Here is a 26,513-nt window from a genome sequence, read left to right as displayed (position 1 = left end):
TACGGCAATCAGTTTGAAATAATCTTGATGACGGGAAAAGCTGCTGGTAATCTATGGAACGTCATAGAACGTTTGCCTTATGCAAGCGTTGAAGCGAGATGCGATGCAGTCTCGAGTTCTTTGGAGGTATCTGTGTCAGATACGAAGGCGAAGAAGACAAACAGGCGTTTTAAGTTCAAATTACCGCATGTCTATACGATCATGTTCTTGCTGATCGTTGTCTTTGCGGTCCTGACTTGGATCGTTCCTTCTGGTCAGTATCAGCGCAAGACGATTTCGACAGCGGCGGGCGAGCGTGAAGTCGCCGTTGCTGGAACCTATGAACAGGTCGATAAGAACTACACCGATTCCGAGACCGGCGAGACCATCAATCTGGGCCAGGATATCTTTGCGGTCCTGCAAGCGCCTACTAAGGGCATCCAGGAGGCTGCCGACGTCGTTGCGTTCGTCTTATTGATTGGCGGATCGTTCGCAGTCATCACCAAGACCAACGCTTTGAATGCCGGCATGAGCCGTGTGATTAAAAAGCTCAAGAACAAGGACATCCTCATCATTCCCATCACGATGACGTTGCTGTCCATTTGCGGCACTACGTTTGGTATGTCTGAGGAAGCCCTGCCGTTCTATGCCATCTTCATTCCCATCATGATGGGTATCGGTTATGACTCGATGACGGCATTCATCATCTGCTTCCTTGGTCCCAACCTGGGATATTGTGCCTCGACCATAGATCCGTTTAACGTCTTGATCGCCCAAGGCATCATTGGCATCGAGGGCAATCCGCAACTGTGGCTGCGCGCCGTTTCTTGGGTCATCTTCACTGCCGTCGGTATCGCATGGGCCATGCGCTACGCCATGCGCGTCAAGAAAAACCCCGAGTCGTCCATTACGTACGAGGACGACAAGCTCAAGCGTGTTGAGTTTTCCGTGACCGATGCCTCCATCGAGGAAGAGTTCACTACCCGTCAGAAGCTCGTGCTTATCGATTTTGCCTTCGGCATGGGCATTATCGTCTGGGGTCTTGTTACCCAGGGCTGGTATATGAATGAGATTTCCGCCGTGTTCCTTGGTATGGGCTTGCTTGCCGGTATCCTTGGCGGCCTTGACCAGCAGACGATCGCCGAGGAGTTCGTTAAAGGCATTGCCGACTTTGCGTATGCCGCTATCGTCATCGGCATCGCTCGCGGTATCTTGGTCATCGCAGAGGGTGGCATGATCATCGACACCATCCTCCAGGCGCTCGCTACTGCACTCGCCGGTGCACCTGCCGCCGTCTACACCACGTTTATGTATATCGTCCTTGGCCTGCTCTCTTTGCTGGTTCCCTCGAGCTCTGGACTTGCGGCGCTCACCATGCCCGTCATGGGTCCGCTGACCGAGCTTATGGGCCTCAATCCCGAAGCCGCCGTTACCGCGCTCCAGTTTGCTAATCAGACCATCAACACCATCAGTCCCGTGGCGGGCATGACGGTTGCCGGCCTTGCCGTGGCAAAGATCTCGTTTGGTCAATGGTGGAAGACCATTTGGAAGTTCTTCATTTTCATGGTCGTCTTTGGCCTGATCGTAACGGCAATCTCTGGCATGCTTCCGGTGTAGGTGGTTGTGATGTCTGATCGTTTAACGGTCCTGACGTCTAAGAGCGTCTTTACCGGTACGGGGGACCTGCCGTTCGAAGGTTTCGTAGCGGTCCGTGGCAATCGAATTGAGGCGGTTGGCACCAAGTGTGAGGTAGCTTCGTATTTGACCCAGGCGGACGAGGTAGTTGACCTGGGCGACCGCACCGTCATGCCTGGCCTGATCGATGTGCATACCTTCTATACGGGCTGGGCGCTGCGGACGTTGGGGTCTGATCTATCCGGCGTCGCTGATGCCAAAGAGGCCGTGTCGCTCTTGCGTGCATGGAAAGATGATCATCCGGATTGCGCGGCGGCTTTTGGCCACAACCTGCCCGAAACGTTGGCATCGGATGCCGAGAACGCAAACACAGCAGCTGTGTTTGACGAGTGTTTTGGCGATATCCCTGTCGTCTGCTTTACACCGGGCGCGGAGACCTGTGTTCTCAATGCTGCCGCCAGTGCGCGATACGGCTTTACACCGCAGGCGTGCTATGCCGAGAAGATCTGGCGCATGATGAGCGATTTCCTCACGCTGCCCGAGGTGCGTGCCGGATATTCGGACTACATGAGCATGCTTAACGAGCGCGGCGTTACCGCCATCAAGGAGATGGCGTTTGATGACTACTACGGCTTTGCCGACGAAATGGCTCGCCGTGAGGAATCTGGCGAGCTGACGGTTCGCGTCTCCATGATGTCGCAGCCGGTGGGTGCCGGTGCAAATCTGGCATATGCCCGCAAGGCGCGAGAGCGCTTCCGGGGACCGTTCGTTCGTTTTTCCGGCTTCAACCGTATGACCGATCGCGGCGTATGGGCAGGGCTTGCCGAGATGATAGACCCCTATGAGGACACGGCCGATGCGGGCGCTGCCGGCAAGACGGTCGTCGAGGAGCCAGAGTGGGATCTGATTGAGAACGAGCTGCGTGCAATTGATGCTGACGGCTTCCGATATTCCTTGCATTGCCAGGGCGATGGCGCCGTTCGCCGCACCGTGGCGCTCTATGCCTCGCTGCCTCGAGACGAGCATGGACGGATGCTTCGCCGCCATGCGATTACCGATCTCGAGAACTCTGATCCGACCGATCTTGTCGAGTTTGGCAAGTTAGGTGGAATTTGCGAGGTCTATCCGCAGATTCTGACGCTGGACCGGCGCGAGGATTGCCTGTCGATGATGCGTCGACAAATTGGCGAGACGCGACTTTTGCACAGCTGGAATCGCCGCGGCATGGAAGATTCCGGATGCACAGTGTGCTGTGGCACTGATTTGCCGCTGCTGATCCCGAGCCTGGGCGAGTCAATCTACAGTGCGTGCGGCGGATACTTCGACGACGGACTGCCCGTGAATGAGGCCAACGTGCTGACGCTTGTCGAGCTTTTGCGCGCTTGGACTGTCGGGGGCGCGTACGACCTGATGCGCGAAGACGAGCTGGGTACGCTTGAGGTCGGCAAGCTTGCCGATATTTGCGTGCTCGATCGGGATGTGTTCGACCTCGATTATCGCGACGCACGCGATCTTGCGGTTGATATGACGATGTCGGACGGACAAATCGTGTTCGATCGAAATAAGGAGGCATAAGATGTCTGAATCCAAACCGACGCTGCGCCGCGAGCAGATTGCGGGCATGAATATCCACTACATCATGTGGTCGCTCGATTACTTCCTTGATGTGCAGCAGCGCTTGGGCTTTGAGTCCATTGAGCTATGGTGTGCGGAGCCGCATGTGACGCTCGACCATACGGGCTACTTTGAGGCTGAGGTTCTGGCGAAAAAGGCTGCAGACCGTGGGCTTAGGTATCGTACTCTGTGCCCCGAGAATGTTGTCTATCCTTGGCAGTACTGCGCACGCAAGCCGCTGCATGAACAGCGCAGCCTGGCGTACTTTAAACACGGCATTGAGCTTGCCGAGGTACTTGGGTGCGACCGTATGTCCGTCAACTCGGGCTGGGGCGACTGGGACGAGGACCGCGAGGAAGCCTGGAAGCGCAGCCGCGAGCACTTGTCCATTCTGGCGGAGTATGCCGGCGAGCACGGTCTGGTGCTTACGATGGAAAGCCTGCGTCCCGAGGAGAGCAACCTTGTGACGACGGTTTCCGATGCGAAGCGCATGATTGACGAGGTCGCGAGCCCGTACTTACAGCCCATGGTTGATACAACCGCGATGGGCGTTGCAGGCGAGACGCTCGAGGACTGGTTTGCCGCCTTTGGTGATGGGGCAATTCACGAGATGCACTTTATCGACGGTGACCCGTATGGCCATCTGGTGTGGGGCGATGGCAAGCACGATATGGACGCCTTCGTCGCCACACTCAACGCCCATGGTTTCGACGGCATGCTGGGCCAGGAAATCACGGACGGTCGTTACTACGATGACCCGGCGGCGGCAGATGCCAAGAGCATGGCCGCATTCGAAAAATATCTGATTGACTAAAACAACCATCGGCCACGCAACCAACGTCATTGATTGCGGGCCAAACAAGAAAGGAACTGGATATGAACGCACACGATCTGATCAAAGAGGCAATTGCCGAGAAGGGCAAGTTCGACAGCGTCTACTGGATTGCTTGCGGTGGCTCCATGATCGATTTGATCCCGGCTCATGAGCTTCTGCAGCGCGAGGCAACCGCCTTCACTTCGTATATCTATACGGCTCGCGAGTTCGATATCATGCGTCCGCGTCGTCTGGGCGAGAAGTCCCTGGTCATTGCCTGCAGTCACAGCGGCAACACCCCGGAGGTCGTCGAGGGCTGCGAGATTGCCCTTGCTGCCGGCGCTACGGTGATCGCCCAGACCGACAACGCTGGATCCAAGATTGACTCCGGCAAGTGGACCACGTGGGTCTACCCATGGGGCGAGGGTGTGCCGCAGGCCGAGGTCCCCGCTGGCATTTCGCTGTCGCTTGCGGCAGAGCTGCTCGATCAGCAGGAGGGCTACGCCGATCTTGCCGATATGTATGCCGGTATCGCCGAGATGGATAAGATTCTTCCCCCGGCACGCGAGAAGGTAAATGCCGAGCTGGGCGATCGCTTTGCCAAGCTTTGCCAGGAGCACGAATTCTTCTATATTCTGGGCAGCGGTCCCAACTTTAGCCAGACCTACGGTTTCGCTATCTGCTCTCTTATGGAGATGCAGTGGCAGCACTGCAGTTACATCCACTCTGCCGAGTACTTCCACGGCCCCTTCGAGGCTACTCAGGATGGCGTTTTTTACTTCCTGCAGATGGGTTCCAGCGAGTGCCGTGCTATGGACGAGCGCGCCCTGGCGTTCCTTAAGACGCATACCGATACGCTGATGGTGCTCGATGCCAAGGAGTACGGTATGGAAGCCGTGCCGGCGAGCGTCCGTGCCTATCTGGACCCGGTGCTGTTCTACGCCATGAACTGCGAGCTGCGTGCCGCACGCGGCAAGGTGTTTGACCATGATCCCGATTTCCGTCGCTACATGGGCGTCGTCGAGTACTAGAAGGGTAAATACCATGGCATTTAACGTTAACGCGCTCGGATTTGGCGACAACGTCGTCGATCGCTACGAGCATATCCACACCATGTATCCTGGCGGCAACGCGGTGAACTTTGCCGTTTATGCCAAGAAATGCGGTGCCGCACGCTCCGCATACATGGGCATTTTTGGCAATGACGCCGCTGCCGAGCATGTCATTGCAAGCCTCGAGGATGAGGGTATTGAGCTTGACAAGTGCGAGCAGATGATTGGCGAGAACGGAGCGGCTCGCGTGACCGTCGTTGACGGTGACCGTGTCTTCCTTGGCTCCAACGAGGGCGGTATCCGTGGCGATGCGCGCTATGTCCTCGATCGCTTTGACCTTTCGTACATGAAGCAGTTCGATGTGGTTCATTCGGGCAACTATTGCTTTACCGAGCGCGAGCTGCCCAAGCTGAAGGCTGCGGGCGTCACGGTCTCTTTTGACTTTTCGGACGACTCCACCGACGAGTACTACGAGCAGATTGCGCCCTACGTCGATTTTGCTTTCTTTAGTGCGGCGGATGCCGCGAGTGAGGACGAGATTCGCGAGCGTCTGGCATGGGTGAAGGGTCTGGGTCCGCGTTTTGTGTCGGCTACGGCGGGCGCCGAGGGCTGCATTGCTTACGACGGCGAGCGTTATTACCGCCAGCTGGCTAAACCGGTAACGGACATGAAGGACACCATGGGAGCGGGCGATTCGTTCCTCACTTCGTTTTTGATGTGCTATCTCGATTCCGCCAAGCGTGGTGAGGACGGCGCCGAGGCCATCGAGCGCGCGCTCGACTTTGCTGCCGGTTTTGCCTCGACCGTGTGCGGCATGGAAGGTTCTTGGGGCCACGGAGCACCAATCGTCGAATAGCCGAGCTGTCCCGGGGAGCTGTATTGGTGCCTTCCCGTGACTCGGTGGTCAAAAAAAGCCAAATATGAGTACTGTGACTAATTTAGTCGCAGCAAAATCGACCCCTTCAGACGTGATTTGAGCGTTTGGAGGGGTTTAAGATTGCGAAAATGCAGGATGAGTGACTGTAAAAGTGTTAGTTAATGGACAATCGTAGATTATTCTGGTGGTCGGAAAGCTCAGAGTAATGTATCCATTTCGCTAGCAGTACTCATATTTGACGTTTTTTGACCACAGGGGTTAGCGAAGGCTAAAAACAGAGTGTGCATTCGCTAAAACCGCCGACTCAATTTGCTTTGCGTCGCATTTTTTGAGCGAGGCGACGTGTTCTGAGGCGCTTTCGAGCGATCTGATGAGTGACTGTGCGCTTATTTCTGCGTTTGCCTCCGCTGGTGCATCGGTCTCGAGCAGTAAACGATCGAGTGGAATTTGTCGCACGTATTCGCGTCCTCGTTTAGATGCGAGCATGCGTTCGTTGACGGAAAAATAACAGCCCGCATTACGCGCGCGGACGAGTTCGTCCGAAGTACCGCTAAACCAGTGGAAGATGATAACGGGGGAGTCGGGGTTTGGGATGAGTAGCCCATGCGATTCGAGGACGTCCAGTACGGCTCCTGCCGAACGAACGGCGTGAATTGATATCACGCGCCCGGTAAGAGGATGCTGCACGAGCGCATCGCAGAGCCGGTTAAGTGCCTGTATTTGTAGCGGCTCACTTCCAGCAAAGCGCGCGGAAAAGTCGAGTCCGACTTCGCCGATGTAGCGTTCTTGGGCAGCAACTTCGCAAAGCAGATTGACTTCGACAAAACCGCAGTGGCCATCGGCGAGCCACCAGGGGTGAAGCCCAACGCCGGCGATGATGCCTGGTTGGCGACAGGCACGCTCGTTTGCGGCCGAAAAGTCGCGCGGATTGACGCCGCAGTCAAATAGACCCAAGCCCAGCGCCGTCGCCTCATCGGCAACGGCGTCCGGGTGAGCCATTAAATCAAGATGGCAGTGTGCATCAAATAACCGGGGTTCCATCTCGGTGCGCTCCGCTAGTCCAGACGTTGGCCATCGGAGCGTACGCGCTCAGTGCCGCGGCCGCTGATCTGGCGGATAACCTCGCCGGCAATCATCTGGCCCATGATGGGCGGCATAAAGCTGGCGGTTCCCAGCTCGGTGCGCTCGTGGATGTTGGAAGGGTCGCGGGGCTGTGTCTTAACCGATTCCTCGCAGCTAAACAGTACATGCAGGCTCTTGATTCCGCGCTTCTTGCATTCTTTGCGCATGATGCGGCTCATGGGGTCACGTACCGTATCGAAAATGTCGGCAAAGCGGAGGCACTCGGGATGGAGCTTGTTGGCCCCGCCCATGGAGCTAACCAAACGAATGTCGTGGTCCTGAGCATATTTGGCAATGGTGAGCTTGGCCGAGATGGTGTCGATGGCGTCGACGACGTAGTCGAGCTTGCCGTCCGTCTGCTCCAAAACGCTCGCGAAGAAATCATCGATGTTGTCGCTCAGCAGGTATTCGGTGCGCTTGATAACGGTGGCGGCGGGATTGATATCGCGAATCATGGCATCCATCACGTCCACTTTGCGCTTGCCGATGGTGCTGTGAAAGGCGATGGCCTGGCGATTGATATTGCTGGGTGCGATGATGTCCTTGTCCAGAATGACGAAATGACCGATGCCGCCGCGGGCGAGTGCCTCGCAGCAGTTGGAGCCCACGCCTCCGCAGCCGAGCACCAGCACCGTAGCATCGGCGAGCCTATCGAGTGCCTCGTGGCCCATGATGATCTCGAGCTTGGTGTCGCGTGTCTCGACGAGAGCGGCAGCGGTTTCGGTCATAGACATCCTCCGATGGGGAAGCGAATCGTGTTTTAGCTATTGCCATTATAGGTGTTATCGCGATTCCATTTGAGCCCTTGGGCTTGTTGAAATGGGGTCGGGGTTCGCATAAGATTGAAGCAGATGGCACCCGTTGCAGCGGGTTGGCCAACTCCAAAACACGTTTGTAGCGTGAGAAGTGGCCGTCTTCGCATTACGCGGAGGCGGCTATTTTTATGAGTACAAGATTAGATGGTTAGACAAACATCTAAATATTGAGTATAGTGTGCACGTCATGAGAGATGATGAGAGGAGGTCTTATGCCAGGAGAGGGTTTTAAGGCGCTTGCCGATCCAACGCGGCGGCGCATTTTGGAACTACTGCGCGAGGGCAATTGTACGGCCGGAGAGCTTGCCGAGCATTTTGACATCAGTAAGCCGTCGCTGAGCCATCACTTGGCGACACTCAAAAACGCCGGGTTGGTGACCGACGAGCGCCATGGCCAAAGCATCGTATACAGCTTAAACACCACCGTCATGCAGGATTTAATTGGCTGGTTTATGAGCTTTACAAACACGGAAGGTGATAAGGATGAATAACGAAAACAAGGGCATTCACCCCACGGGGGTATCGTCGCGCGTGTGGATTGCGCTGGTCGCTCTGTGCGTCGCCAATGTCGTAGCGCACCTCATAGTGATGCCGAGCTTGCCTGCGCAGATTCCCACGCACTGGGGCGCGAACGGCGCCGTCGACGGTTGGGGTCCTAGCTGGATGGCCTCCGCGCTCGGCGTGCTGCCTCTGGCGCTTCTCGCAATGTTCTGCGTGGTGCCGCGCATCGACCCCAAAGGTGAGGCATATCGAACCTCGGGCAAGTTCTACCAGGGCTTCGTAATCGCCTTCACCTTGTTCATGTGCGCCATAAGCTGGCTGGGAGAGCTTACGGTTTGGGGCGTGGTGCCGGCGGTCGGTTTGGTTAACGTGCTGATTTCCGGTGTTGTCGGTTTGCTGTTCATCGGCGTAGGCAACTACTTGCCGCGTGTGAAGCAGAACTATACGCTCGGTATCAAGACACCCTGGGGGCTTGCCGATCCCGAGAACTGGCGCCGTACGCAGCGTTTTGGCGGCGCCTGCTTTATGGTGCTGGGTATTGGCCTGATTGTGATGGGCGTGGCAGGCAGCGTGCTTTCGAGTGAAGTCGTCGCCACGGTGATTGCGGTTCTGGCGTTTGGTTCGGTTGGAGCCGTCTACGTCTACTCGTATCTGTTGTGGCGCAAATCGCAGCGAGCCGCTCGTTAAGGTTGCGGAAAACTAGCGTACGCAGTTCATAGTATGTTCCGGGGGACTTTTCCCAGGTAGTATTAGGGGGTGTGGGCAACCATGCCCCTTTTTCGTTACGTTTCAGAGCTCGTTCCCTCATTTCGTTTCCACTAAAGCGAATCAAGAATAGGGAAACAGCAGGTAGAAAGGATAGAACAGACATATGGCGGAGTTTATCTACCAGATGTATCAGGCTCGCAAGGCCCATGGCGACAAGGTAATCCTTGACGACGTGACCCTGAGCTTCTACCCCGGTGCCAAGATCGGCGTCGTGGGTCCCAACGGCATGGGCAAGTCGACCCTGCTCAAGATCATGGCCGGCATCGAGGAGGTCTCCAACGGCGATGCCAAGCTCACCCCCGGCTACACCGTGGGCATCCTGCAGCAGGAGCCGCCGCTCGACGACGACAAGACCGTTATCGAGAACGTGCGCATGGCGTTTGGCGATATGATCGCCAAGGTCGATCGCTTCAATAAGATCGGCGAGGAGATGTGCGACCCGGACTGCGACATGGACGCCCTCATGGTCGAGATGGGCAAGCTCCAGGACGAGATCGATGCCGCCGACGGCTGGGATATCGATTCCAAGCTCGGCCAGGCCATGGACGCCCTGCAGCTGCCCGATTCCGACATGCCGGTTAACGTGCTCTCTGGCGGCGAGCGTCGCCGCGTGGCCCTGTGCAAGCTGCTGCTCGAGGCTCCCGATCTGCTGCTGCTCGACGAGCCCACGAACCACTTGGACGCCGAGTCGATCCTGTGGCTCGAGCACTTCCTGCACAACTACCAGGGCGCGGTGCTTGCCGTCACACACGATCGCTACTTCTTGGATAACGTTGCCGAGTGGATCTGCGAGGTCGACCGCGGTCACCTTTATCCCTACAAGGGCAACTACTCCACGTATCTGGAGACCAAGGCCGCGCGTATCGAGGCCCAGGGCAACCGTGACGCCAAGCTCGCCAAGCGCATGGAGGCCGAGCTCGAGTGGGTACGCAGCTCGCCCAAGGCTCGCCAGGCCAAGAACAAGGCCCGTCTGGCTCGCTACGAGGAGATGGAGGCCGAGGCCCGCGCAAGCCAGAAGCTCGACTGGACCGACATCCGCATCCCTGTGGGCCCGCGTCTGGGCAACAAGGTGCTCGAGGCCCATCATCTGCACAAGGAGTTCGATGGCCGCGTGCTCATCGACGACCTTTCGTTTACCCTGCCGCGCAACGGCATCGTGGGCGTCATCGGCCCCAATGGTGTGGGCAAGACCACGCTGTTCAAGACGATTGTGGGTCTGGAGCCGCTGACTTCGGGCGAACTTGAGGTGGGTGAGACCGTCAAGATCTCCTATGTCGACCAGAACCGTTCCGGCATCGACCCCGATAAGAACTTGTGGGAGGTCGTCTCGGATGGCCTGGACCACATGATGGTCGGCGAGACCGAGGTTCCGAGCCGTGCTTATGTGGCGAGCTTTGGCTTTAAGGGCCAGGACCAGCAGAAGCGCGCTGGCGTACTCTCCGGTGGCGAGCGCAACCGTCTGAACTTGGCGCTTACGCTCAAGCAGGGCGGCAACCTGCTGCTCCTCGACGAGCCCACGAACGACCTCGACGTCGAGACGCTGTCCTCGCTCGAGGCGGCGCTGCTCGAGTTCCCGGGCTGCTCGGTGGTCATTAGCCACGACCGTATGTTCCTGGACCGCGTCGCCACGCACATTCTGGCGTGGGAGGGCACCGACGAGAATCCGGGCAACTGGTATTGGTTCGAGGGCAACTTTGAGGCCTATCAAGCCAACCGCATCGAGCGCTTGGGCGAGGACGCAGCCCAGCCGCATCGTATTCACCGCAAGCTGACGCGTGACTAATTTGTTACGCGGTTTTACCAAACCGCGTAACTGCTCGACGCTGCGCGGGCCGCAAGCACCCCATCTTGCCGTTCAAACCGTCGCTCGCGTACCGAAGTACGCGTCGCTCCTCTTTCACGGCAACCTGGGGCACTTGCGGCCCGCTCGCTGTTGGTTACGCAACATCAACAAATAAAAACGGCTCAAATCCTGATTTGGATTTGAGCCGTTTGTCGTTACTGCTCGGGTTCTTCGACTTTATCGATGGTCCAGGCGGCTCCGAGACCGCCGGTGGTGTTGCGGCGGATGCGCACGGCAACCTCGCGGCGCTCGCCGGCCTGCGTGTACCGCAGGGGGAAGATTGCGCGGTTTCGCGCGGCCTCGATGGTGCCGCGTTCGCGGGCGATCCAGTAGTACTCGCCGACAATGCCGAGGGTGTCGGCGCCGTAGGGGAGATAGGTCGACAGTTGGTGCAGAAGCGGGCCGGGGCAGAAGACCTCGGTTGCGAAATCGATGGGGAAGTCCTCGGGGATGGCGGGCGCTACGGGTGCGGGGGTTGGGGCCGCTGTGGGTGCCGGTGCGGGAATTTGGTCGAAAGCAGCGGCGGGCACGTTCTCGATGACGGGTGCGGGCTCCGGCGTCGCTTCCGGCCTGGTCGTGGAATCTGCGGGCTCCTCGGTGACGGGCGCGATTACAGCTGCGGTTTCAACCTCAACCTGCGTCGCGTTCTCGTTCTCGACGCTCGACTTTGCCTCGATGGGCGTGGATGCCATGGTGGTTATGCCGGCGTTTACGTTCTCGGGGTCATAGACGACCGTGAGCGAGATGGCGGGCTGCGGCGTCTCGGGCTCCGGCGCCGACTCGGTAGCGTCTTGATCTGCGGGCTCGTCGGACTGATCGTCCTCGCCCTCGTTGCCAAAGACATCGCTGTTTTGGAACGCAGGCGTCTCGGGTTGGTCAGCGGCTTCTTCGGTTGTCGACTTGGGAGCCTCGTTGAGCTCAGCGGTGGCTTCCTGCTCGGATATGACTTCGGGATCGGTCGTGGCGGCGATTTCGGTTTCGGCTTTTGCTGTTACCTCAATAGCGACTTCGATCTCTGTCTCGGGCTCGGGTTCCGGTGCGGCTTCAACCATAGCTTCGGGCTCGGGGCGCTTAACGTGCTTGGGACGCACTGCCTTGAGGTCCTTCTCGCCGCGCTTTTTCTTTTTGTAGGACTGCTTGGCGCCCTTGGCTGCCTTGGGCTTGTCCTCGCCCTTGGCAAGGGCGGCATCCCAGGCCTCGTTGGCGATGACGGTGGCATACAGGCGACCGCCCTTAAAGACGGTCAGCTTAATGCAGTCGTTGAGCTCCTCGAGCAGCTCGCGCGTGGACTCAAAGCCCAGGTCATAAGCAGTCATGTCACCAGCGGCGAGTGCCTCCTCGACCTGCGTCATAAACGTTTGCTTGCCGCATCCGATTGCGTCGCGCAGCAGGCGATACAGATAGATGTGGTTGCCCAGCGATAGCGTGGGCCTAACTATTGTCTTGCTCATGGCAAATCTCCTCTTTACACACCAAAGCATCTTACCATCGCACGGGGCGTGCCACCTCGGCGCCCAAGGCAAACGGGCGCGACCGTTGCCGGTTCGCGCCCGTTATACAGGTCGGTTATCTATGAGAGACAAACGTGCTTAGTTGCCCGATGCCGTGCCTTGGCTCGAGCTGTCAGATGCCGTGCCGGACGCGGTTCCGCTCGAGCTGTTGGTGTTGCTGTTGTCTGCTGCGCCCGTTCCCGACGTGTTGTCGCTGCTTGTCTGGTCGCCCGTACTCGGCTGCGAGCCGTCAGTCGTTTGGCTTGAGTCGGTCGTGCCGGACGGCGTGCCACTGTTGGCCGTAGAGGAATCGGTGCCCTGCGATTGGTTTTGGGTGTTCGAGGACGAATTGGCAGAGGTAGGACTGTCTTGCGTGTCGTCCGTCTGTGCCTGCTGATCCTGCGGCTGAGTGTTGCCATTTGCATCGCTCTCGGTCGTGCGCGACGACAGGATTGGCTCGGGACGCTCGCCCAGACCCTCACCGGCAGTGGTGATAAGGATGGCGCCGGCGCAGGCGATGACCGCGACGATGGCGATGGCGATCGAGAAGACGATGACCTTCTTTTGTGTCTGGCTGCGCTCTGCCGCCGCCTTGGCGCGCAGACTGTTGGGGGCGACGCGCGTCGTGGTCGCGCGTCCCGCAACCTGGCGCATCTCCTGCGTGGTCGCGGCGCCACCTAGGTGCTCCTCGACATTGGGCTCAACGGGCTCATAGGCGCCGGCGGGGTAGTCGACGTCGGCGTGCGTGCCCTTGATTGCTTCGGCGCTGGCGGAGATAAAGTGGCGGTAGACCTGCGAGGACACAACAGTGATGACTGAGCTCACAGCGGCACCAATCACCGAGCCGGCAATGCCGATCTTTGAAGCAAGCGCCACGCTCGTGGCGGCGGCTGCGGCGCCGGCGACGATCTGGGGAATGGAAATGTCGTCGAACAGGCCCTTTTTGGGCGCGATGGCCATGGTCTGTCCGATGGAATGGTTTTCGTGAACGCCGTTGTTGAGCGCGGCCGGTGTCATGACGCGTGTACGCGGCGCGTCGGTGTACTTGGATGTCATACGGGGTCCTCCCGGTTCGTTTAGTGCTATGACAGGTTGTCTAGCCCCAAGGGTACCCATCTCGTGTGGACCGAAGATGGACTCGCCCGCAACACCACCAACTCACCAAAGCCATGGGGCTTCGTTTCGTCTGTCTTTTTAGCGTTGGGCTCGGTGCCCGTTTCGATATGCGGTAATTTCGCACGGAATCTGACCCAGAAACGTACGAAAAGAGTGTGCAAAGGCGGCCTATTTGTTCTTACGAGAGTTGTGGAGCACTTCGATGACGCATTTTGATCGGGCAATATCATCGATTAATATGTCCTGGTCCGCTCGCGCTATTTCGTCAAGGTTGGCGTCCCACTCATCTAAAAGAACCACGTTGCAGTTCTCTTCTAGATAGCCAGACTCCAAGAGCTTGAGTATTCGAGTGACCGCTTGTCCGCTTGATGCCTCTTGTGTGTCAAGTTCTGTGAAATAAAGCATTGGGTGGGCGGGAAGAAGAAAAGCCCTATCTCCCAATCTTTCTTTGAGCAGTGCTAAGAGTGTGCTTTTCCCGCTGCCATTGGCTCCTCGTAGCGTCGTTCTCCCTGGGGAGAAATTTCGAGTAGCGGTTTCAATATCGGCCATATTCTTGGGAACAACGCTGCTCTCTACCCCTTCTGCTGGGATAACCCGTAGCTTGTCCCACTTAATGAGTCCATGTTGGCGTTTTTCTTCGTTGGTGAGAATCAGGTTGTCTCGAACTAATGCTGTCCTCGTTGTCCTTTCGGAGAGCTGGATTGCATATACAACTATCACGTTGATGTTTTGAAGAATCGATACCTGCCTTGGAAGAATGGCTATAAGGGCTGTTAGCGGGGCGGGGCTGCCTGCATGGACCAAACAGTAATGGAAAATCGCAACGATAAACGGGATAGTGCTTGCCACTGTTGCGAGGGTAGAGAGTCCACCTCGAGCGAGCGTAAGGCTGATCTGTGCCCGCTTCGAGGTGTTTTCTCTTGCGAGATAATACGTGCTCCAATCTCTAAAGCAACGGGAGTTTCCGATCCACGAATTCGGGATGCACTTTCGTATTGCAGAAAAAAGGCGCGACCGTGCAATTTGCGATTCTGATGCTGGTTTCCTTACTAAACGAAACGAAATCAGTGCTGTGGATAGAGATATTCCGCCCGACAAAACGATTGCCACGGCAAAGGAGCTGTCCAATACACTGGCTGTCGCCGCTGTATTAAAAATGATATTAATTAAGGTCGTAAATGCATCAGCCGCATAGGCGACGTTATCTGAAATGACAATCCAGAGCTCCGTGTCGATATAGGGCTCCTTTTCCGTTTTAATGCGCTTGTTAAAGAAGGCGCTAGTTGCGCCATAGTTTGAAGTCGCGGCATGACTTACGGCCTTATTGAGAAACCAGTACTTTGACCGTTCTTTTTCGAATTCAATGAACATCTCGGGGATGCTGACGGAAGCCAACAGGACGCAGAACACGATAATCGAGCGAGTGGGGTCAATGCCTGAGGATACGTCGCAGGCAGCACTCGCGATGGCGATGGTGGTAAGAGCGACCATTCCCTGCTGGGCAAGGATACCAATGATACAAAGGACTACCGGCACGGCTGAGAACCTCCAGAGGGATTGCAAAGCAGCTCGTGGATTCGCGGTATGGCTACGCAATCAACGAACTTCAGAAAATTAGTTAATTCATAGTCACAAATGGCTTCGGCGGATTTGAAGTGCCTTTCAACTTGGCATCCGCCATTGCAGTAACCGCCAATTGGACATTGCAGGCACTTCTCACTACGATGCTCGATGGGGTTGAGCCATGAATGTGACGTGTTGACGGACTGCTCATTTTCAGGAAGCCTGAATTTGTGGTTTCCGACTGTTGTCGTGCAACGATAGCGCTGCATATCGGGGCTTAAGTAGTATCCGCGAATAATGTTTGAGGTGGCCCAGCAGTATGCGAATCGTTCTTTACCGTATTCATTCTGTCCAAAGTCAACTCCGAGAATCTTAGACGGAAATTCGGTTGACTTCATAAATCCCGATATCAACCACTTCGGCCGATAGTTTTCGAAAATTTCGATTAATTTACGCTGTATCTCGTATTCATAGACTTCGTTGTTTCTATTTGTTGCATATCGGTCGTAAACTCGTCCAATTTCAAATTGAAAGAACGGCGATGTAGTCCATCCAGAGTTTTTAACAAAAAGAATCAGCTGTTCAAGTGAATCTATTGAAAGTTTACTGACATTGCTGCACACGCGGATGGGGAGTCGCAGTTCTGTCATGGCATCAACGGAGCGTTTAATTGCTTCGAATGACCCTTTTCCGTTTTTAGTTACACGGGCCGTGTTGTGAATTTGTGCCGTTCCGTCTAGGGTGACGCTAACGCTCTTCAATACGTCCCTAAACAAAACGAACAGATCTAAAAACGAGAGGAGGTCGTAGCCATTCGTAACTATCGAAACTCCAACACTCTCTTCGCGAGCAAGTTTGAGGACATTGGAAACAAAGTTCCTGGTCTTGTGCTGCAACGGTTCTCCGCCGAATAGTTCTATAACGGTTGGGTTGTTTGGGTATAGACGCTTCGCTTCCTGAACGAAAACAGCTGCCTCTTCAAGCATCGACGACATGTTATTTTCGGCGCTTTGTGGTTCTTGCAGGTCGAAGGCGCGTTCGAAGCAATACGTGCACGCCAAATTACAAGAGAAGGTCGGACAAAGTGATATGACGTTAATTCCGCGTTGAAGTTCATGGTATTCGGAGTCGAAAGCAATTGACTCTAGCTCGGATTTAGAATCATTTGTTTTCGGAAAATATCGACCCGCTATCCTGCATAGGCGCGTTGAAGGATCGATTGCATCTTTCGGGGCTATATCGATGATATTGTTCCATGAATCTATGACCAGAGAATTATTGTCATCAAATGGTCGAATGAAAATATTGGGGCCAAGATAGAAGGCTTTTGCCTGCTTTTGGACATCGACGCGTTTCGGATGTCCATCAATGAATGTAGTGATTTCCATGGTGTCTTCCCGTAATAGGGGCACGACGACAATAGGCTCAAATCGAATGAATGGCTACTTGGACAGCGGTGTTAGTAGCGGATGGGAATCAAATCCTGTTCAGCCTTATGCTCCTCGGCATAAGATGTTTCAGGAATGCTATTGATGAGAGAATCAGATGCATCGATTCCATATTTAGACAAAATAGAGCGCAAATCATCAGTTGACATAATAAAACCTCCCTGTGGGGGCCTATTATCGCCGTGCCGAATGGACTAGCCTTTTTACGGCTTAAATTGAATTGCCGAATTGTCTAATGGAAAACTACAATGGACTAGTCCAATCTGCGAGAACTAAATCTGAGCATCTTATAGTGCATTTTAGTTTTTAAGCGAGATTCTTCAAGAGAGATTTTCAAATTCTGTCGCCGGTTCACGTCTGTTGTCCAGATTGTCTATCTGGGGATGCGGCACCTAGTTGGCCGATGCCGTGCCAGATGCGGAACCGCTCGAGCTACTGTTGCCGCCGTCGGCTGTGCCCATTTCCGGCGCATTGCTGTTTGCCTTGCCGCCCATGCTCGGCCTCGAGCCATCGGTTGTCTGGCTGGAGTCGGTAACAGATACCATCAACTCATCAAGGGGGGCTTGCTGTCTTTGGCGAAATAGCTTGATGCTAAACTGGACTTACGATTGCGAGGTGGTTTACGTGATGTACCCGTATATGACATTCGAAGACGGTACCGAGGTCATTCATTCTGACCTGATTACAGATGGCGATACCGAAAAGGTTATCGTGCATTTTGAGCGACCGACGGCAGAGGGCTTCGACTCCGCTCGTTGTGAGTTGCCTTCATACAATTGGACCATGTGGGAGGGGCATTTCACCGACGAGGAGAAGCGAGGATTTGAGACTTTTCTGAGCAATAACGCCCATCTGCTGTATCGCTACGCCGCAAACGGAGGAGCTAAAGTTGCCTAGCCTTTTTCTTATTGGCGGCTATAGGGTCTTCTTTTGGTCCAACGAAGCGGGCGAGCCAATCCATGTCCATGTTTGCAAGGGGGCACCTTCAGATAACTCGGCCAAAATCTGGCTGACTCGCAGGGGAGGTTGCATTGTCGCTAATAACAAAGCGAAAATCCCCCGGAGCACGCTTGACGACCTCTGTGAAATTATCGCCGCTCAGCATGAATTGATCTGCTCTAAATGGAAGGCATTTTTCCTTGTGGACGAGATCTCGTTCTACTGCTAAACGTCGCCCTTGCTTCCCTTTTTCAGTTTTAAGCATGAGCCCGTCCCATCAGCACTGATTGAACTTGACAGTACAATGGAAGCGGACTTTATCGCCGCCGCTCACCGCGGCTAAACGGATATGTTGGAGCTCGCATGAACGATTTTCTAAATGGTCAAGTTAAGAACGATGGCTTTTTGCGTGTGGCGGCGGCTTCGCCGCGGATTCGCGTGGCCGATGTCGAGGGCAATGCCGAGGTTGCGTTAGCGGCTGTTCGCGCGGCTGTTGAGCGCGGCGTTCGCGCGCTGGTGCTGCCCGAGCTCAACTTGTGCGGCTATACCGCGGCCGATCTGTTCCATAACCGCACGTTACTGCATGCCTGCGAGGCTGCTTTGGTGCATATCCTCGATGAGACTCGTGAGCTGCCGATTGTCTTTACCATCGGTCTTCCCGTTGCAGTTGCCGAGAATATCTACAACTGCGCCGCCGTGTGCTGCGCGGGCGAGCTTTTGGGCCTCACGGCCAAGAAGTATCTGCCCAACTATGGCGAGTTCTACGAGCGCCGCTGGTTTGCTCCGGCGCCTGCAGATCCTGTGTGGGTCGAGTTTGCCGGTCAGGGTCCGGTTCCGCTGGGTTCGGGGCTTGTCTACCGCTGCTGTGATGAGGGCGCCGAGGACCTGGTGCTGGGCGTTGAAGTTTGCGAGGACCTGTGGGTGCCGGCGCCCCCTTCGACCGAGATGGCGCTTGCCGGTGCGACGGTGATCCTCAACCCGTCGGCCTCGGACGAGATTATCGGTAAGGCAGACTATCGCCGCAGCCTCATCTCCAATCAGAGTGCGCGCCTGTACTGCGCCTATGCCTACGCGGATGCGAGTGAGGGCGAGTCCACGACCGATATGGTCTTTGCGGGCGAGAACCTCGTCTACGAAAACGGCTCTAAGCTGGCGGCGACGAAGCTCCTTACCTGCGATATAGCGGTTGCCGATGTCGACCTCGACCGTCTGGTTGCCGAGCGCCGTCGCTCGACGACGTGGACGCGCACGGACGATGCGCCGGAGGCCACAACCGTTGAGTTTTCGTTTGAGGGCGTGCTGGCAGACGAGCCTGTCCTGCGCGATGCACTCGACATTGACCGTGTCTTCCCCCGCGCGCCCTTTGTGCCGGCCGACCACGGCGACTTGGCAGAGCGCTGCGAGACCATCCTCGACCTGCAGACCGCCGGTCTCAAGACCCGCCTTGCCCATACGGGTACCAAGGCTGCGGTGATCGGTCTTTCGGGTGGCCTGGACTCTACGCTGGCACTGCTTGTGACCGTGCGTGCCTTCGATGCACTGGGGCTGCCGCGCACCGGTATCACAGCCGTGTCCATGCCCGGCTTTGGCACCACGCACCGCACCAAGTCCAATGCCGAGTCGCTTGCCCGCGACTTGGGTGTGAGCTTCCGCGAGGTTTCGATCCACGCGGCTGTGGAGCAGCACTTCAAGGACATTGAGCACGATCCGACCGTGCAGGACGTGACCTACGAGAACAGCCAGGCCCGCGAGCGTACGCAGATTCTGATGGATCTGGCCAACCAGGCTGGTGGTTTTGTCATCGGCACGGGCGACCTGTCGGAGCTGGCGCTCGGCTGGGCTACCTATAACGGCGACCACATGAGCATGTACGCCGTCAACGCGAGCGTGCCCAAGACGCTCGTGCGTCACTTGGTGCGCTATGCCGCCGATGTCTTTGGCGGGCGTATTGCCGAGGTCTTGCTCGACATCCTCGATACGCCGGTGTCCCCCGAGCTTCTGCCGCCCACGGGCGATGGCGAGATTGCACAGAAGACCGAGGATTTGGTGGGGCCGTACGAGCTGCACGATTACTTCCTCTATTACCTGCTGCGTTTTGGCTTTGAGCCGGGCAAGATCTACCGCATGGCGCTCAAGAGCTTCGAGGGCGTCTACGACGCCAAGACCGTCCACACGTGGTTGCGTACGTTCTATCGTCGCTTCTTTGCCCAACAGTTTAAGCGCAGCTGCCTGCCAGATGGTCCCAAGGTGGGCTCGGTGACGCTCAGCCCGCGCGGCGATTGGCGTATGCCGAGTGACGCCAGCTCACGTTTGTGGCTTGCGCAGATCGACGCGCTCAATCCGATTGACTAAGGTTGGCTAAATTGAACCAATACGGGGGTTGCAAGCGTTACACTTTTGCAATCTGATGGCCCGTATCGCGCGGCGCTCTTGTCGGAGCGCCGCGTTTTTCATATCGAAAGGTGGCACCATGCAGGCATCGCAGCGTCTCGACCGCTTTGGCGCGGAGGTCTTCGCCTCGCTCAACAACAAGCTTCTCGCGCTGAAGGCTCAGGGCAAGACCATTTACAACATGAGCGTGGGCACGCCCGACTTTAAGCCGTACGACCACGTGGTCGAGGCGCTCACGCAAGCAGCCCAAGATCCCGAGATGTGGAAGTATGCCCTGCGTGACCTGCCCGAACTCAAGCAGGCCGTGTGCGATTACTATGAGCGTCGCTTTGGCGTTTCGGGCATTACGCCGTCCATGGTGCAGTCGTGCAACGGCACGCAGGAAGGCGTGGGTCATTTGGGACTGGCCCTGCTCGACCCGGGTGACACCATCCTGGTGCCCGATCCGTGCTACCCGGTCTTTGAGGCGGGTGCCAAGATCGCCGATGCCAAGCTCGAGTACTATCCGCTGATTGCCGAGCACAATTACCTGCCCTATGTGGCGGGTATCGATCCCGAGGTTGCCGATCGTGCCAAGTATATGATCGTGTCGCTGCCCGCGAACCCGGTGGGCTCGGTGGGCACGCCCGAGGTCTACGAGGAGATCATCGCTTTTGCCCGCGAGCACGACCTGCTCATCGTTCACGACAACGCATACTCCGACATCGTGTTTGACGGCGAGCCCGGCGGCAGCTTCTTGCAGTATCCCGGTGCGCTCGAGGTGGGCGTCGAGTTCTTCTCGCTTTCCAAGTCGTTTAACGTCACCGGTGCCCGCATCGGCTTTTTGGTCGGCCGAGAGGACGTGGTCTCTGCCTTTGCCAAGCTGCGCAGCCAGATCGACTTTGGCATGTTCTTCCCGATCCAGAAGGCCGCCATCGCCTGCCTGAACGGTCCGCGCGATGAAGTCGAGGCGCAGCGTCTGAAGTACCAGGAGCGCCGCGACGCCCTGTGCGACGGTCTTGAGGGCTTGGGCTGGGAGCGCCCCAACGCGCATGGCTCTATGTTTGTGTGGGCCAAGCTTCCCGGTGGTCGCACCGATTCCATGGCGTTTTGCGAGGAGCTCATGGAGAAGGCCGGCGTTGTGGTGACGCCGGGCGCGAGCTTTGGTCCTTCGGGCGAGGGGCACGTGCGCATGGCGCTGGTCCTGCCGCCCGATCAGATCGCTTTGGCTGTCGAGGCCATTCGCGAGGCGGGCCTGTATTAGAAACCTATTTCGACTCGTCAATAGCTCGAAACCGATTTCGTGCAGTTATTTTACGAATTCTGCAAACAATTTCGGTAAACGGTCGATTTTTGGCTGCGAATAGGAGCATAATCAAAGTCCCGATTGGATGTATTGGGATTACGGCAAGCCGCTCGGGTCGTTCCCGGGCGGCTTGTTTGTGGAGAGAGATGGGAGTTTCTAATGGTTAACGAGAAGAAGGTCGCTATTGTCGGCTGCGGCTTCGTCGGTTCGTCTTCGGCGTTCGCTCTGATGCAGAGCGGTCTGTTCTCCGAGATGGTCCTCATCGACGTGGACAAGAACCGCGCCGAGGGTGAGGCTCTGGATATCGCGCACGGCATGACGTTTGCCGAGCCGATGAAGATCTACGCCGGCGATTATTCCGATGTCGCCGACGCCGCCATGATCGTCGTCACCGCTGGCGCTGCCCAGAAGCCCGGTGAGACCCGCCTGGACCTGGTCAACAAGAACGTTAACATCTTTAAGTCCATTATCCCCGAGATTAAGAAGTCCGGCTTCGACGGCATTCTGCTAATCGTCTCCAACCCGGTTGATGTTCTGACCTATGCTGCCATCAAGATGTCCGGCCTGCCCGAGGGCCATGTCATCGGCTCCGGCACCGTGCTCGACACTGGCCGTCTGCAGCAGATGCTTGGTGCCCACGTCGAGGTTGACCCGCGCGATGTCCAGGCCTATGTCATGGGCGAGCACGGCGACTCCGAGTTTGTCGCTTGGTCCAGCGCTCAGGTTGCTGGCGTTCCGCTGAACACCTTCTGCGAGCTTCACGGTCATCTGGAGCACGAGGCTGCCGAGAAGCGTATCGCCGAGGACGTTAAGAACTCCGCCTACACCATCATCGAGAAGAAGCACGCCACCTACTACGGCGTCGCCATGGCCGTTAAGCGCATCTGCACCGCTGTTATGCGTGATGAGCAGACCGTTCTGCCCGTTTCCTCGCTCATGGTGGGCGAGTATGGCCTGTCCGATCTGGCCATCTCCATGCCGACGGTCGTTGGCCGCGACGGCGTCGTCTGCCGCGTCCCCGTGCCGCTGAACGATGACGAGCAGCATGAGCTCACCGCCTCCGCCAAGGCCCTCAAGGACATCATCGACAGCGTCGACTTCTCCTGCTAAATTCGGCTCGTTTGGGCAACAGGCTACAATGAAAGGCGTCCGGGCCACACGGTCCGGGCGCCTTTTTAGTGCGAGGGGGGTGTTCCTATAGTTTTGTCAACTGGGAAATGCTGCCCGCGCGACTGAATCGCGGCATGCTGACGCCAAGCCTCTCGGCCGGTGGGCTCCAATCTGCTCGGTGCGCTTCGGCTAGGCTGCGTAGGGCACCCTGTCCCGCATGACCGCGTAGATGACCTTCAGCCTCTTTCGCGCCAGCGCCTTGAGCGCCTTGCCGTGCGACATGCCCCGCTCTCGGCACCTGGTGTAGTAGTCACCCCATCTCCCCTCTGTCCGGGTAAGGCAGTTGCATGAGAATATGAGCAGGTTCTTCAGCCTCTTGTTTCCTTGGCGCGATGCCGTCACCGAGGAGATCGAGGTTCCCGACTGGCGGTTGCGCGGCGCCAGGCCGCAGTACGACGCGAGTCTGTCGTGACTGGGGAAGTCTTTGATGTCGATGGAGATCGCGAGCTCGGAAGCGGTTTTGGGCCCGATGCCCGGCACCGTCAGGAGGCATCGGTAGGTATCGTCGCCCTCGAGCAGGGCGGAGATCTCCGCCGTGATCGCCTCGATCTCCGCCGAGTTCTCGGATATCCTGCGCGCGAGCAGCTTCACCGCCCGGTCCTCGGCGGCGACGGCCGCCGCGTCCGGCCTTGTCGAGGAGGCCGTCGAGCGGACGAGGGCCTCGATCTTGCCGCGCGCCGCCCCGCGCGTGAGCGCCGCCGCCCTGCGGGGCCCGGCGTCGGCCACCGACCAGGCCCCGCCGAGGGATGCCATGAGCCTCAGCTGGGGCCCGTCGGACAGGTCGACCAGCGCCTCGAAGTCGGGGCACGATTCCAGCAGGATGCTGCGCAGCCGGTTCTTGTTCCTAGTGTTCTCGCAGGTCAGGAAGTTCCTCTGGGCAGCCAGCGCCCTCGCCGCCGCGATCGTCGGGCCCGGGTCCCCGACCGGCAGGAGCGCGTCGGGGATGCCGAGCGCCGTCTTCGCGATGACCATCGCGTCTCGCTCGTCGGTCTTGGCGTCGCCGGCGAAGAGCCTGGCGGCCCCGTGCGCCGCGAGTCCCGGCAGGTACGCCGCCGACATCCCGGCTGCCCTGGCGCGGGCGAGCGCGAGGGCGCCTATGTTGCGCGACTGGTCGACGACCACGAGCGCGTCGGGGAAGCGGACGAACAGCGAGTCCAGGTCGCCCTCCCTGTTCGCGACGGGGGCGCTCAGCAGCACCTCGCCGTCTCGGGTCGCGACACATGCCCAGTGAGACGATTTCCCGACATCGAGCCCGATGACGGCTTCCGGCATTCTAGTTGGTGCCACGGTGGTATCCTCCAATCGGTAGGCCGATCGGAACCCCTCCCCGCGACACCCACATTACCTGGCCGTGGCGCTTGCGCCCGGCAGTTTCCTATCAGTCGTCCGGAGCGGCGAGCGCCCCCGGTGGCAACACCCCCCGGGCCCTCTACGGGGCAGGGGCAGACGGCCATCCGGAGGCGCCCGATCGGCGGCCCCTCGGGGCTTGCCCGTATCGTAGGCAATGCGCCGAATGCTCGCCATCGAAATTTATCGATGGCCTATTTCAGACTGTAATGGGGGTCAGGTTACTTTGCACCACCCCAATGCACCATAGTTGATGGGAGGGCCATGTCGGATTCGCCTAATTTTTTGACCTATGCCCAGACGGCGTTTGATCCGTTTGAGGAACGGCCGTTCTGCGCGGTGGATAGCCTGGTCTTTGCGTGGTTGTCCTATTTGCGTTTGCCGGGTGATATGGCGGAGCTGACGAACTGGCAGGGCCTAGACGTACGCGAGCTGCTGCGCGCCGAGTGCTACCAAGACATGATTGGCGACCTGTGGGATCCGGAGGGGAGTCGTGCCCTGTTGGAGGCTGTGGCAGCAAGCCCTCGCTACCGTGGCGTTCGTGTTTGCGGCTATCGTAGCGTGAGTGATGCCGAGACAACGGAGCAGTTTGCGGCCATGACGTTCCGATTTCCGGCGGGGTTTAGCTATCTTGCCTTCCGGGGGACCGACAGCACGATTGTGGGCTGGAAAGAGGACTTTAACATGGCGTTCCGGTGTCCTGTGCCGGCCCAGGAATCCGCGGCGCGTTATGTAGACGAGGCGGCGGATGCGATTGACGGGCCGCTTTTGTGCGGAGGTCATTCCAAGGGTGGAAACCTTGCGGTGTACGGTGCGGCGATGTGCCCCGATGTCGCCCGTGAGCGAATCGAAAGGGCGTATTCCCATGATGGCCCGGGCTTCGTCGAGGAGTTTCTGAGCGGCAACGCCTTCGCCGATCTATCCGGTCGAATCGACAAGACGCTACCTCGGTCGTCGATCTTTGGCATGATGTTCGAGACACAGGAGGACTATGCCATCGTTGAGAGCACCGAGTTCAGCCTGCTTCAGCATAATCCCTTTAGCTGGGTGGTTGATGGTCGCGACTTCGTGTACTGTGAGCGCCTGTCCGCCGGTGCTCGATACGTTGATGGCTCCATTCGCGAGATGCTGCTTGCGGTGTCGCCTAACGAGCGCGAGCGTTTTGTAGATGCGTTGTTCTCCGTGCTTGAGGCTACGGGTGCTGAGCGGTTTGCGGATATCGCTGGGAATCTACGCGAGAGCCTGCCCGTGATGCTCCAGGCTGCGCAAGGCTTTGACAAGGATACGCGACGCTTTGTCTCGCAGACTATCGTTGCGATTCTTAAGTGTGCGCTTCTGCCCAAACGTCCCCAGATCGACATGCCCGCTGCCGGCAAGAGCTTGGCAGAACAGCTCGAGGCTTGGCAGTCCGAGCTCCTGCGCTAACCATTGGTGCAAAGCAACCTGTCCCCGATGCACCAATCTTCGATGCGCCTGGGGCGGGATCGACCGCTATACTGGTTCGTGCCGAAATCGATCTAGAACGGAATGCCGTATATGAAAATCAATCACGCGATTCTGCATATCCTGGACTTTGACTCTGCCGTCAACGTTATGAGCCAGCGCGAGCTCGATATCGAGAGCCGCACCGTGCGTAATTTCGTAACCACGCACCTGCGGCGCGCTCGTACCTCGGCCGACAACAAACGCGCCACGTTTGCCGAGAACTCTGCGTTTGGTGGTGAGCTCAAGGGCTATTTCTTTGGCGAGCGCGAGTTCGTGGACCTGTCGCAGCAGATTGCGGAGTTTATCTCCTCCGAGCTCACCAAAGCCGAGAAAGCCGAGTCCACCGACGTGCTCGTGGCTGATTTTGACGACGATGAGGATGCCCGCTGGTTTGCCGTGATGCTGCTGGGCTCCAAGCAGGCTTTTATGCACGAAGTGGGCCGCGAAGAGGGGGAGGTGCGCAACGACATCGCGCGCCACTACGCCATTCTGCCGAACCCCTCGCAAAAGGTGCCGAGCTATGCAATCGTGCGTGCAAGCACCATGGAGATCGGCTATGTGGATAAGAAGCGCAAGATTGCCGGCGAGGATCGCATGCTCATTCCCGATGGCCTGCTGCAGTGCGACACGGGGGTATCGGGCAAGGAGGTCATCGACACCGTGACGCGTGTGGTCGAGGAAGTCGCCGAGGAGCACGGTGCCAACACGGCCGTGGCGCTCGCCAAGGTTAAGGCTGCCGTTGCCGAGAAAGTCGAGGATGACGAGGAGCTGCCGCCTTGGGATATCGTCGATGAGGTCTTTGAGGACGAACCAGTTATCAAGGAGAGCGTGCGCGCGGCACTGACTGAGGAGAAGGTGCCTGAGCGCGTTCCCGTGGAGCGCAAGCAAGTTGAGCGCGCGGCCGTGCGCAATCACAAGATCCGTACCGACACGGGCATCGAGATCAGCTTCCCGGCCGAGATGGGTTCGAACTCCGAGTACATCGAGTTCGTCAATGAGCCCAACGGCCTCATCTCCATCGAGCTCAAGAATATCGGGTTAATTGAGAATCGATAAACTGCGCTTGGACGCTGCAAAAATAAAGGCCGAAGCCCCGGATGAGGGCTTCGGCCTTTTTACTTGGGGCTGAATTACGTTGCAGGTCGAGCATACGTCAGCGAAAACGACCCAGAGCGAGCAAGGTGACGTGAAAGAGGAGGGCATCGACCTTCTGGTCATGCCCGACGATTGAACGTCAGATTGCCGCTTAGGGGCGTTTG

Annotated in this window: 23 protein-coding genes; 15 read left to right on the top strand and 8 right to left on the bottom strand. The window is 57.6% G+C overall.

Annotation, left to right across the window (positions count from 1 at the left end; genetic code table 11):
• The first annotated feature begins 132 nt into the window (after window positions 1-132).
• The 5 genes from I2D41_RS03105 (at window position 133) to I2D41_RS03085 (ending at window position 5,950) form a co-directional block, all read left to right on the top strand.
• On the top strand, window positions 133-1,596 hold the full coding sequence (locus I2D41_RS03105) for a YfcC family protein (RefSeq protein WP_148345618.1): 1,464 nt from the start codon (window positions 133-135) through the stop codon (window positions 1,594-1,596).
• Window positions 1,597-1,605: 9 nt separating this feature from the next.
• The gene (locus I2D41_RS03100) at window positions 1,606-3,189 is read left to right on the top strand and encodes an amidohydrolase (RefSeq protein WP_148345617.1); all 1,584 of its coding nucleotides are present in this window, start codon (window positions 1,606-1,608) and stop codon (window positions 3,187-3,189) included.
• 1 nt (window position 3,190) lies between these two features.
• Complete coding sequence (locus tag I2D41_RS03095; protein ID WP_148345616.1) at window positions 3,191-4,042, top strand: sugar phosphate isomerase/epimerase family protein; 852 nt, start codon at window positions 3,191-3,193, stop codon at window positions 4,040-4,042.
• Window positions 4,043-4,104: 62 nt separating this feature from the next.
• A complete protein-coding gene (locus tag I2D41_RS03090; RefSeq protein WP_148345615.1) occupies window positions 4,105-5,073 on the top strand; it encodes an SIS domain-containing protein in 969 nt (322 codons plus the stop codon).
• A gap of 13 nt (window positions 5,074-5,086) precedes the next feature.
• Complete coding sequence (locus I2D41_RS03085) at window positions 5,087-5,950, top strand: PfkB family carbohydrate kinase (protein ID WP_035138847.1); 864 nt, start codon at window positions 5,087-5,089, stop codon at window positions 5,948-5,950.
• 279 nt (window positions 5,951-6,229) lie between these two features.
• Here I2D41_RS03085 and I2D41_RS03080 read toward each other — a convergent pair whose 3' ends face one another.
• On the bottom strand, window positions 6,230-7,012 hold the full coding sequence (locus I2D41_RS03080; protein WP_195363508.1) for a TatD family hydrolase: 783 nt from the start codon (window positions 7,010-7,012) through the stop codon (window positions 6,230-6,232).
• Window positions 7,013-7,026: 14 nt separating this feature from the next.
• The gene (locus I2D41_RS03075) at window positions 7,027-7,821 is read right to left on the bottom strand and encodes a tRNA threonylcarbamoyladenosine dehydratase (RefSeq protein ID WP_195363507.1); all 795 of its coding nucleotides are present in this window, start codon (window positions 7,819-7,821) and stop codon (window positions 7,027-7,029) included.
• A 299-nt stretch (window positions 7,822-8,120) separates the two neighbouring features.
• On the opposite strand from I2D41_RS03075, the gene I2D41_RS03070 reads away from it, so the two are divergent.
• The 3 genes from I2D41_RS03070 (at window position 8,121) to ettA (ending at window position 10,960) form a co-directional block, all read left to right on the top strand.
• Window positions 8,121-8,399 carry an autorepressor SdpR family transcription factor gene (locus tag I2D41_RS03070; protein ID WP_195363506.1) on the top strand — a complete coding sequence of 93 codons (279 nt, stop codon included), beginning with the start codon at window positions 8,121-8,123 and terminating at the stop codon, window positions 8,397-8,399.
• Window positions 8,392-9,096 (top strand): SdpI family protein, encoded by a 705-nt coding sequence (locus I2D41_RS03065; RefSeq protein WP_195363505.1) that lies wholly within the window; start codon window positions 8,392-8,394, stop codon window positions 9,094-9,096. The genes I2D41_RS03070 and I2D41_RS03065 overlap by 8 nt, the downstream gene beginning before the upstream one ends.
• 184 nt (window positions 9,097-9,280) lie before the next feature.
• Window positions 9,281-10,960: an energy-dependent translational throttle protein EttA gene (ettA, locus tag I2D41_RS03060; RefSeq protein WP_195363504.1), complete on the top strand. Its 1,680-nt coding sequence runs from the start codon at window positions 9,281-9,283 to the stop codon at window positions 10,958-10,960.
• 215 nt (window positions 10,961-11,175) lie between these two features.
• Here the strand turns inward: ettA and I2D41_RS03055 are convergent, their stop codons facing one another.
• From I2D41_RS03055 to I2D41_RS03035, 5 genes are all read right to left on the bottom strand, one after another.
• A complete protein-coding gene (locus tag I2D41_RS03055) occupies window positions 11,176-12,471 on the bottom strand; it encodes a hypothetical protein (RefSeq protein ID WP_195363503.1) in 1,296 nt (431 codons plus the stop codon).
• A 138-nt stretch (window positions 12,472-12,609) separates the two neighbouring features.
• Window positions 12,610-13,566 carry a hypothetical protein gene (locus I2D41_RS03050; protein WP_195363502.1) on the bottom strand — a complete coding sequence of 319 codons (957 nt, stop codon included), beginning with the start codon at window positions 13,564-13,566 and terminating at the stop codon, window positions 12,610-12,612.
• A 228-nt stretch (window positions 13,567-13,794) separates the two neighbouring features.
• Window positions 13,795-15,162, bottom strand: coding sequence for an ATP-binding cassette domain-containing protein (locus I2D41_RS03045; RefSeq protein ID WP_195363501.1), 1,368 nt, complete (start codon window positions 15,160-15,162; stop codon window positions 13,795-13,797).
• Window positions 15,153-16,577 carry a radical SAM protein gene (locus tag I2D41_RS03040; RefSeq protein WP_195363500.1) on the bottom strand — a complete coding sequence of 475 codons (1,425 nt, stop codon included), beginning with the start codon at window positions 16,575-16,577 and terminating at the stop codon, window positions 15,153-15,155. Before I2D41_RS03040 ends, I2D41_RS03045 begins: the two co-directional genes overlap by 10 nt.
• A gap of 71 nt (window positions 16,578-16,648) precedes the next feature.
• Window positions 16,649-16,786: a hypothetical protein gene (locus I2D41_RS03035; RefSeq protein ID WP_195363499.1), complete on the bottom strand. Its 138-nt coding sequence runs from the start codon at window positions 16,784-16,786 to the stop codon at window positions 16,649-16,651.
• A 247-nt stretch (window positions 16,787-17,033) separates the two neighbouring features.
• Between I2D41_RS03035 and I2D41_RS10005 the strand changes: the two genes are divergently transcribed.
• The 5 genes from I2D41_RS10005 to I2D41_RS03010 all read left to right on the top strand — a co-directional run bounded on the left by I2D41_RS10005 (window position 17,034) and on the right by I2D41_RS03010 (window position 22,362).
• Window positions 17,034-17,534: a hypothetical protein gene (locus I2D41_RS10005; protein WP_229042074.1), complete on the top strand. Its 501-nt coding sequence runs from the start codon at window positions 17,034-17,036 to the stop codon at window positions 17,532-17,534.
• On the top strand, window positions 17,527-17,805 hold the full coding sequence (locus tag I2D41_RS10215) for a DUF4160 domain-containing protein (protein WP_117635420.1): 279 nt from the start codon (window positions 17,527-17,529) through the stop codon (window positions 17,803-17,805). The genes I2D41_RS10005 and I2D41_RS10215 overlap by 8 nt, the downstream gene beginning before the upstream one ends.
• A 134-nt stretch (window positions 17,806-17,939) precedes the next feature.
• Entirely contained in the window at window positions 17,940-19,928 is a 1,989-nt protein-coding gene (locus I2D41_RS03020; RefSeq protein ID WP_195363498.1) for an NAD(+) synthase, read from the top strand.
• A 118-nt stretch (window positions 19,929-20,046) separates the two neighbouring features.
• Window positions 20,047-21,210: a pyridoxal phosphate-dependent aminotransferase gene (locus tag I2D41_RS03015; protein WP_195363497.1), complete on the top strand. Its 1,164-nt coding sequence runs from the start codon at window positions 20,047-20,049 to the stop codon at window positions 21,208-21,210.
• Between the two features lie 201 nt (window positions 21,211-21,411).
• Window positions 21,412-22,362 carry an L-lactate dehydrogenase gene (locus I2D41_RS03010; RefSeq protein ID WP_006234343.1) on the top strand — a complete coding sequence of 317 codons (951 nt, stop codon included), beginning with the start codon at window positions 21,412-21,414 and terminating at the stop codon, window positions 22,360-22,362.
• A 189-nt stretch (window positions 22,363-22,551) separates the two neighbouring features.
• Here the strand turns inward: I2D41_RS03010 and I2D41_RS03005 are convergent, their stop codons facing one another.
• Entirely contained in the window at window positions 22,552-23,709 is a 1,158-nt protein-coding gene (locus I2D41_RS03005; RefSeq protein WP_271741633.1) for an IS110 family RNA-guided transposase, read from the bottom strand.
• 324 nt (window positions 23,710-24,033) lie between these two features.
• On the opposite strand from I2D41_RS03005, the gene I2D41_RS03000 reads away from it, so the two are divergent.
• Together I2D41_RS03000 and I2D41_RS02995 are read left to right on the top strand one after the other, a co-directional pair.
• The gene (locus tag I2D41_RS03000) at window positions 24,034-25,194 is read left to right on the top strand and encodes a DUF2974 domain-containing protein (RefSeq protein ID WP_006234342.1); all 1,161 of its coding nucleotides are present in this window, start codon (window positions 24,034-24,036) and stop codon (window positions 25,192-25,194) included.
• 111 nt (window positions 25,195-25,305) lie between these two features.
• Window positions 25,306-26,310: a nucleoid-associated protein gene (locus I2D41_RS02995; RefSeq protein ID WP_195363496.1), complete on the top strand. Its 1,005-nt coding sequence runs from the start codon at window positions 25,306-25,308 to the stop codon at window positions 26,308-26,310.
• Window positions 26,311-26,513: the final 203 nt, after the last annotated feature.

The organism is Collinsella aerofaciens, assembly GCF_015552075.1.
Taxonomy (GTDB): Bacteria; Actinomycetota; Coriobacteriia; order Coriobacteriales; family Coriobacteriaceae; genus Collinsella; species Collinsella aerofaciens_Y.
This window is presented reverse-complemented; position numbering and strand designations above follow the sequence as displayed.